General features: G+C 52.9%; 6 protein-coding genes and 1 pseudogene. 4 read left to right on the plus strand and 3 right to left on the minus strand.

The genetic code is table 11. From position 1 onward, the window contains the following. Both KX729_RS33085 and KX729_RS33090 read right to left on the minus strand, forming a co-directional pair. Positions 1-649 (minus strand): IS110 family RNA-guided transposase (locus KX729_RS33085; RefSeq protein WP_219746665.1); only part of this gene is annotated, 649 nt, incomplete at its 3' end. A 33-nt stretch (positions 650-682) separates the two neighbouring features. Continuing rightward, positions 683-1491 (minus strand): IS5 family transposase gene (locus tag KX729_RS33090; RefSeq protein ID WP_376776123.1). Its coding sequence is split into 2 segments (ribosomal slippage): positions 683-1155 and positions 1155-1491, totalling 810 coding nucleotides; the frame shifts between segments, so codons are not numbered across the junction. A gap of 368 nt (positions 1492-1859) precedes the next feature. Here KX729_RS33090 and KX729_RS33095 point away from each other — a divergent pair. The 4 genes from KX729_RS33095 to KX729_RS33110 all read left to right on the plus strand — a co-directional run bounded on the left by KX729_RS33095 (position 1860) and on the right by KX729_RS33110 (position 7242). After that, on the plus strand, positions 1860-2486 hold the full coding sequence (locus KX729_RS33095) for a sugar transferase (RefSeq protein ID WP_219746670.1): 627 nt from the start codon (positions 1860-1862) through the stop codon (positions 2484-2486). A 464-nt stretch (positions 2487-2950) separates the two neighbouring features. Beyond that, positions 2951-4054: a GDP-mannose 4,6-dehydratase gene (gmd, locus tag KX729_RS33100; protein WP_219746667.1), complete on the plus strand. Its 1104-nt coding sequence runs from the start codon at positions 2951-2953 to the stop codon at positions 4052-4054. Then, positions 4047-5024, plus strand: coding sequence for a GDP-L-fucose synthase (gene fcl / locus KX729_RS33105; protein WP_219746668.1), 978 nt, complete (start codon positions 4047-4049; stop codon positions 5022-5024). Before gmd ends, fcl begins: the two co-directional genes overlap by 8 nt. A gap of 1096 nt (positions 5025-6120) precedes the next feature. Then, the gene (locus tag KX729_RS33110) at positions 6121-7242 is read left to right on the plus strand and encodes an acyltransferase family protein (protein WP_219746669.1); all 1122 of its coding nucleotides are present in this window, start codon (positions 6121-6123) and stop codon (positions 7240-7242) included. Positions 7243-7384: 142 nt separating this feature from the next. Here KX729_RS33110 and KX729_RS34160 read toward each other — a convergent pair. Next, positions 7385-7674, minus strand: a pseudogene (locus tag KX729_RS34160) (transposase); the annotation flags it as partial. Positions 7675-7830 lie beyond the last annotated feature (156 nt).

Consider the following 7830-nt stretch of genomic DNA (forward strand, 5'->3'; position numbering starts at 1 on the left):
TTGTTAAACGGCGTGCGGCATCATCAGCTTTCACTGCTGCGACAATCTGACTGTCGAGCACCTCGACCCTTTCTGTCAGCCTTTCGATCTGATCGGCCATCTCTAAAAGCGCAGCTCTGGCCGAGTTTGGTAGACGACCGTCACGATCGTCACGCAAAATGGCGACGAGCTTTGCAATACTAGTCATGCCGGTAGCGGCGACGATCCCGAGCTCGGCCATTTGAGCACGCATCGCATTCGCTGTCTGGCTTCGCTGACGCACGAGTAACTCTCTGGTCTTCAAAACCATCCCGGCAGCTTGCTCGTCCGGTGTTTTGAGGGGCACGAAGCGCATTGTCGGGCGCGTGACCGCCTCGCAGATCGCCTCCGCATCGGCGGCATCGGTCTTGTTACGTTTGACGTAGGGCTTCACGTACGCTGGCGGCATCAACCGCACCGTATGGCCGAATTCGCCGATCGCGTTGGCCCAGTAGTGGGCACTCCCGCATGCTTCAATTCCGACAAGGCATGGCTCAATGTGACGAAAGAACTCCAACACCTGTGATCGCCGCAAGGCACGGCGGACAGCGACTTGGCCGCCTTCAGTGATGGCGTGGATCTGAAAGACCGACTTGGCCAAATCCAGTCCAATTGTGGTAATCTTCTCCATGGAGCGGTTCCCTCTGTCTCGTTGCGATTGGCGTCACCACGATAGGCATCCTTGATGCCGGCGCGAAGGGCCGTTCCACACCATCAAACATAGCCAAAAGGCGACGAGGGTAGCCAAGGCGACCGCAGATAGGAAATTTCTGGCAAGCTTGTCGTAACGCGTTGCGATGCGCCGGAAGTCTTTCAGGCGGCAGAAGGCATTCTCGATGAGATGGCGGCTCTTGTAGCGCTTGGTGTCATACCGGATCGGGCGCTTACGATTTGAGCGGCCTGGGATCACTGGGACGATTGCCGATTGGCGCAGCCGCTTTCGTAGACTGTTTGCGTCGTATCCCTTGTCTGCCAGGAGATATCTGGCGCCCTTCAGACCAGCCAGCAAGTGTGGCGCGACCGGGCTGTCAGCGGCATTACCACCTGTCAGCATGAACGCAAACGGGCGGCCGATCACGTCCGTGAGAACATGGATTTTCGTGGTTTGCCCGCCCCGCGAGGCCCCGATAGCTTGATTTTTCGCCCCCCTTTGCCGCCATCGGCCGAGCGGTGCGCCTTGACGTAGGTGCTGTCGATGGAGGTGCTTTTGGTGACCGCGCCGGACGTCGCAAGCGCCTCGACCAAGTCAGTCGAGAACCGTTTGCGAGACCAGCGGTTAAAGCGGTTGTAGACCGTGGTCGAAGGGCCATAGTCGACCGGACAATCGCACCACCGGGACCCGACCTTGAGAACATGGATGATGCCGGAGATCACACGACGATCATCGACCCGGCGAGCACCGCCCTTGTTCCTCGGCAACAGCGGCTCAATGACCGCCCATTGTTGATCCGACAGCCAAAACAACCGGCCCATCCAAGCCTCCAATCCGTTGACTGGAAACTTGAATCTGATTTGCTACGCCAAATCAACGCGATCAATGGGTTTTAACCCTAGCAACCCTTGATACCTACATCTTGTGAGATGAGTCACCCAGTTCTCAGGCAAAAATTTGGTCTAGCGAGAAAGATGCATAACATCGTTAAATTTCCGTTAGATTTCTGATGACGCCACCGCTAGATTGTCTTATAGAAGCGTCCCTGCAAGCGGCCGTGCGGCCTTGGATGGAGGTGATGAGCTTGAGCGTTTCACAGCGTAACAATAATGGCGCGCACGTTGCCAGATCTAAAATAGAAGAGCCCTCATTCTGCCTGAAGAAAAATTCCGTAAAAGAGCCAGTATTGATGGCTCCGAAAGCTTTTACTTGCTTGCAGGCACTGGTAAAGCGTCTCATCGACATCGGAGTTGCTGGAACCAGTCTCATTATTCTCGCTCCTGTTTTACTTTTTGTGGCGCTCTCGATTCGGATAGACAGCCCTGGACCTGTGCTGTTTACGCAGCTTCGTTGGGGAAAGGGTTGCCGCAAAATTCGCGTTTTCAAATTTAGATCGATGCGTACAGCTCTTGGCGATTCAAGTGGGGTTAATCAAACTGTCAGGGACGATCCCCGCATTACTCGGGTTGGAGCATTTATTCGCAAAACTAATATTGATGAACTGCCGCAACTGCTGAATGTCTTGATAGGAGATATGTCGCTTGTCGGGCCACGCTGCCATGCGATCGGTATGTTGGCTGCGGGCATTCCCTATGAACAACTCGTTCCGAATTACCACGATCGACACGCAGTAAAGCCAGGCATGACCGGATTAGCGCAGATGCGAGGCTTACGCGGCCCAACTGACCGGCCCGGGAGGGCACGAGCCCGTTTTGCGAGCGATTTATACTATATCGAGAATTTCTCAATCTTGCTTGATGTACGGATCATGATTGGAACGATCCTCTCAGAACTCCGTGGAGGCAAAGGCTTCTGATAAAGCGTTGCGTCTCACTGACTGATTTTTTATGTGGAAGGGTGCGTCAAAAGCTTCTTGAGACTTCCGATTAGCCGCAAGAGATATCGCACGAGGCAGCTTATCGCGATACCACAAATCACTGGCGACATCCAGCTAAATGGGATGCTACCTATGAAGTTGAAGCGTACGTTGATCACATTCAACTGACACTCCGCTGATATCTTCGATATGCAAGGACGTCTCCTGTGAGCTCCGATCGGCCTTCAGCGTTGCAGCAGACTTTTGACCGCCACTTTCGGCGCCGCTTTTATCGCGGATCGTTCAAAAGCACGGGGTTATGGACGGTTGTGCTTTCACATCAATTTTCGGATAGTACCAAGGGCTTCGATCCAACCGGCGGCGCAAGGTCGGAGGCAGTTTGAGCCTTTACTTTGTCGAATCAATTTAGACGCGGGCAATCCGAAGGCTTTAGAGGTTTGAGCATGAGCGAGAAAAAAACTGGTGAAGGTAAGGTGGCGTTGGTCACGGGAGTGACTGGCCAAGACGGGACCTATCTCGCAGAACTCTTGCTAAACAAGGGATACACGGTTCACGGCGTCAAACGGCGCTCATCCTCTTTTAATACAAGTCGGATTGAACATCTTTACGAAGACCCACATGTTGAGCATCCGCGCTTTATCCTGCATTTCGGGGATATGACTGACTCTACCAATCTCATTCGCGTCGTTCAGGAAACACAGCCGGATGAGATCTATAATCTGGCGGCGCAAAGCCACGTTCAGGTATCTTTTGAGACGCCGGAATATACTGCCAACGCTGACGGTACCGGAACGTTGCGTCTTCTCGAAGCGATTCGTTTGCTCGGCTTGACTAAGAAGACACGATTTTACCAGGCCTCGACATCTGAGCTCTACGGTAAGGTTCAAGAGGTGCCGCAAAGCGAAGCAACGCCGTTTTATCCGCGTTCGCCTTACGCTGTTGCCAAGCTTTATGCCTATTGGATCGTCGTGAACTACCGTGAAGCCTACGGCCTTCACGCTTCGAACGGTATTCTCTTCAACCACGAAAGCCCAATCCGCGGTGAGACGTTTGTGACACGCAAGATCACCCGGGCGGCTGCTGCGATTCATCTCGGCTTGCAGGAAAGGCTCTTTCTAGGCAATCTGGACGCCAAACGTGACTGGGGTCATGCTCGCGAATATGTCCGCGGAATGTGGCTGATGTTACAGCAAGATCAGCCTGATGACTACGTTTTGGCAACTGGCGAAACACACACCGTCCGTTCATTTGTCGAAAAGTCGTTTGTCAAGGTGGGCATGCCGATCGAATGGCGCGGCGAGGGCATCGACGAGAAGGGTTATGATACCACTTCCGGTCAATGCGTCGTTGAAATCGATCCCCGGTACTTCCGCCCAACGGAAGTTGATCTTCTGATCGGGAATCCGGCCAAGGCACATGATAAGCTCGGCTGGAAACACGAAACGAAACTTGATCAGTTGGTGGCTGAAATGGTCCGCGAAGATCTGAAGGTTATGGCGCGCAACGTCCCAACCGCTGGAGGCAATAGGGGTCTGTCTCATGCCTGAAGTCATCTACCCGCTCGCGGGAAAAAAAGTCTATGTCGCGGGACATCGGGGCATGGTCGGTTCGGCCCTCGTGCGCAGGTTGGCAGCCGAAGGATGTGAGGTGTTGCTTGCAAACCGTGCGCAAGTCGACCTCACCCGACAGAGCGAGGTTGAAGCGTGGATGGAAAAGAACCGTCCAGACGTGGTGTTCCTAGCTGCGGCAAAAGTGGGCGGCATCTTAGCTAACAACACCTATCCCGCTGATTTTATTTATGAAAATCTCATTCTTGAGGCCAACGTGATCAACAGCGCTCATGCCACTGGAGTGGAGAAGCTGATGTTCCTGGGGTCATCGTGCATCTATCCGAAGTATTCGGAACAGCCGATTGTCGAGGAGTCTCTCCTAACTGGCTCCCTCGAGCCCACAAACGAATGGTATGCGATCGCCAAAATCGCCGGCATCAAGCTCTGCCAAGCCTACCGTATGCAACATGGGCGTGACTTCATTTCCGCTATGCCCACAAATCTATACGGCCCTGGAGACAATTTCGATCTAAAAACTAGTCATGTTATGCCTGCCCTGATCCGCAAGGCTCACGAGGCGAAGTATCACAAGCAGACTAATATCACGATATGGGGTACGGGCAACCCTCGGCGCGAGTTCCTTCATGTCGATGATTGTGCGGATGCTTGCATCTTCCTGATGAAGACCTATTCTGCGGACGTTCATGTGAATGTTGGTTCTGGCGACGACCTAACAATCTTGGAGCTGGCCCAGCTCGTTTCTGACGTTGTCGGGTTCAAGGGCGATATAGTGCACGATTTGTCGAAACCTGACGGTACACCCCGCAAGTTGATGAGCGCGCAAAAGCTTCGAAGTCTCGGTTGGGCTCCGAGGATTGGCCTGAAGGCGGGCATAACCGATGCATATGAATCGTTCCTGCGATATCAGGCTGAGTCGCAGCAGAAGAGCTATCACGTTGGATCATAGCGGTTGCGGTTGTGCCGAAAATTACTGTCATCAGGGTAAACAGTTGGTCTCTAAACGGAACTGAGCAGGGGGATGCGGACGAGAAAGTGCACCGCTAGGAGATAGTTCATGGATTTCCATGCAGACAGAGTTCGCGCGTCGGGCTGTATAAAAGCTTGGTAAGTGATTAAGGTTTCCCGATGTTTCACTCCCACGTTGTTCGCGTCGCCCTGATCTGTGATCGCCTATCCATGGACGAGCGATGGGGGTTTTTCCGTGAAAAGTACATTGGAAATACTCACGCCCAGATAGGCTAGACGTGAGCTTCATCGCAATTGGCCAGTTGAGGTAAAGCACAGATCGTTTCCGCTCGGCCCGTAGCGCTGATGAATAAAGTTGGCGCGCAACATGGTTGAATCCGAACCACCTATCGACTCGGCTAACGTTTGCACGACAGGGTAAACTCGTTATGCCTACACCTAAGGATGCGTGGAGCCATCGAACACGCCGGCGCGACGCTCATGTAACTGTACCCTGTGGCCCTGACTTCAATCCAATCGAGAACTCATTTCGAAGCTGAAGGCCATGCTGCGTAGCCCAGCCAACCGAAAATCGATACTGCATGGGATGCAGCTGGAGCCTTGAAGCCTCGCTTCACCGCCCTGGAATGTACAAACAACTTCAAGGTCGCTTGATATAACCCAGATTGAACAGGATCTGGTGAGATTATTGCCTCATTGGAGAATGCTCCGACCGAATAGCATATTGCCGCACCAAAATGGTCTCTGCACGAAGCTTTGAATCGGAACGATCATCCAAAATAGTTCCATCGACAAGTCCTGGAATATGATTGCGGTCTCCTATTTGCGCGGCGGAGAAAGTCGTCGCGAGATAGTACGGCGCATTTGCGTGGGACATTTAAAGTCTGTGTTCAAGGCTCGCGCGGGGCGCGGCGAGACGCTTCGTCTCCAGATGATTTTATTATCTTTACGCCGCCACGGCGCCGCTAATCGACCCCCACAGTTAAGGTTAAAATTGCTAAGCCGTATCATAAACTTGCAGATGAGCTCACATTCAGTATGTTCCGGCGCAACCAGACAGTCGACCGGAGAGAACAATGAACGATTCCACTAGTCGGTTCATTCAGATGTGGCGCGGCATCGCAGTCGCACTCGTAGTACTTTATCACTACCTAAGCAGAGTGCCCCATGAGGCCTTCGGATCGTCGTCGCCGCCATTGCTCCAGTTACAGATCGGCAAGGTCGGCGTTCTGATCTTCTTCATCATATCTGGTTATTTGATCACTAACTCGCTTGTTAAAACCTCAGACGTGGCGGCATTCTACGCCAAGCGTGTTGCCCGCATTTGGCCGCTGTTCATAGTGGCAGCCATCACCGTTTTCATTTTTATCCAATTCTTGCAGCCGCCCGTGGTATTGGGCCAGCATGATTTCTTTGAGAAGCAGCCCACTTTCTTTGACCTCATCGGCAACCTGTTCTTTCTTGAAGACTTGGGGTTCACTTGGGTGGATGGCGCTTATTGGTCCATTGTTGTGGAACTCAAGTTTTATCTCATGATCGGCCTATTTGCGGTGGCCTTCAAGGAACGCTTCATCCCCGCGTTCTGCTCGGTTGCTGTCGTGGTGGCGTCGGCAGATCTTGCAATATTACTCATCGATCGTGCCCCCGGAGTTCCCCTTGATTTCGACAGCTCAGCCCATCTTCGTGTCCTGAGTAAAGCTCTACATGGCCTCTTGATTTCTCAGTACCTTCCATTCTTCGCGATCGGTGTAGCCCTAGCGGGAAAAGTGCAGGACGGCGTCTTAAACGCCTTGATCGCTTTGGCCGTGGCATTTTCAGTTATAGCTATCAACAGCGATGCTTTCGTATTCGAGCAAAACGTTCAGTTTCTCGCGATACTGGCGCTCGTTCTGTTCGCCGATAAGCTACTATGTCGTAACGCGATCATAGTTTGGGTCGGCAACTATAGCTATTCGATCTACCTGTTCCACCAAGTTATAGGCCTCGCCATTATGGGGCTTTTAACGCCGATAATAGGCATAAATTTCGCGATCGCCGTGGCTCTAGTGATCGTTGTCTCAATCGCTTGGATCGCTTCAAATGTCTTCGAGATGCGCTATCGGCACCGAGTGGCAGGGTTGCTGTACCGCGCGTTCTCACTGTTGAGGTTGAACCGGCTGACTTTTAATTTTCCAGTCGCCGAGAATGTGCGAGGTTGAGCTCTTTCCCAGTAAGCATCTCTTTTAGTCATATAAGACCAAGGTCCCCTAACTATCGCCTCCGCAAGTTATTTCCTTACCTAGGGAAGTCGAAGCTAACGCCGAATCGGCTAAAGTCTTCGAAGCGCCGGCCCATTACGGCTAGGCCGTCACGCGAATGACCCATCCAAGGCTCTGCGGATCGCCCTTCTTAGCGTTGGCACCATGCTGGTGAATGCGGACAGGATGAAGCGATGATCACGATATCGCCATCGTAACGCTTCGAAACGGCGTGCAGAAGACGATCCCAGACACCAGCGTTGCGCTAGCGGGAAAACCGAGTGTAGAGCGTCGTGCGCGGCCATAACGTTCCGGTACGTCGCGCCAAGACGATCCGGCTCTGAAACGCTAAAGAATACCATTGATCACTCGGCGGTCTTCAACACGTTCAATTCTACGGGTGTAGGTCGGCTAAAGGTAAGACCGTCGTCTAATAGCGATATTTGCAAGCGCCTTTTGGGTGCAGGGCGTTGTTTGCCGGGAGCATGGTCGTCTACGCGGTCGACATAGGTCGCCGCATTATGGTGCTTCGCGGGTCGGTCCTTCCAA

Origin of the sequence: Neorhizobium populisoli (assembly GCF_019430945.1) — a bacterium.
In the GTDB taxonomy this organism is placed as follows: domain Bacteria; phylum Pseudomonadota; class Alphaproteobacteria; order Rhizobiales; family Rhizobiaceae; genus Neorhizobium; species Neorhizobium populisoli.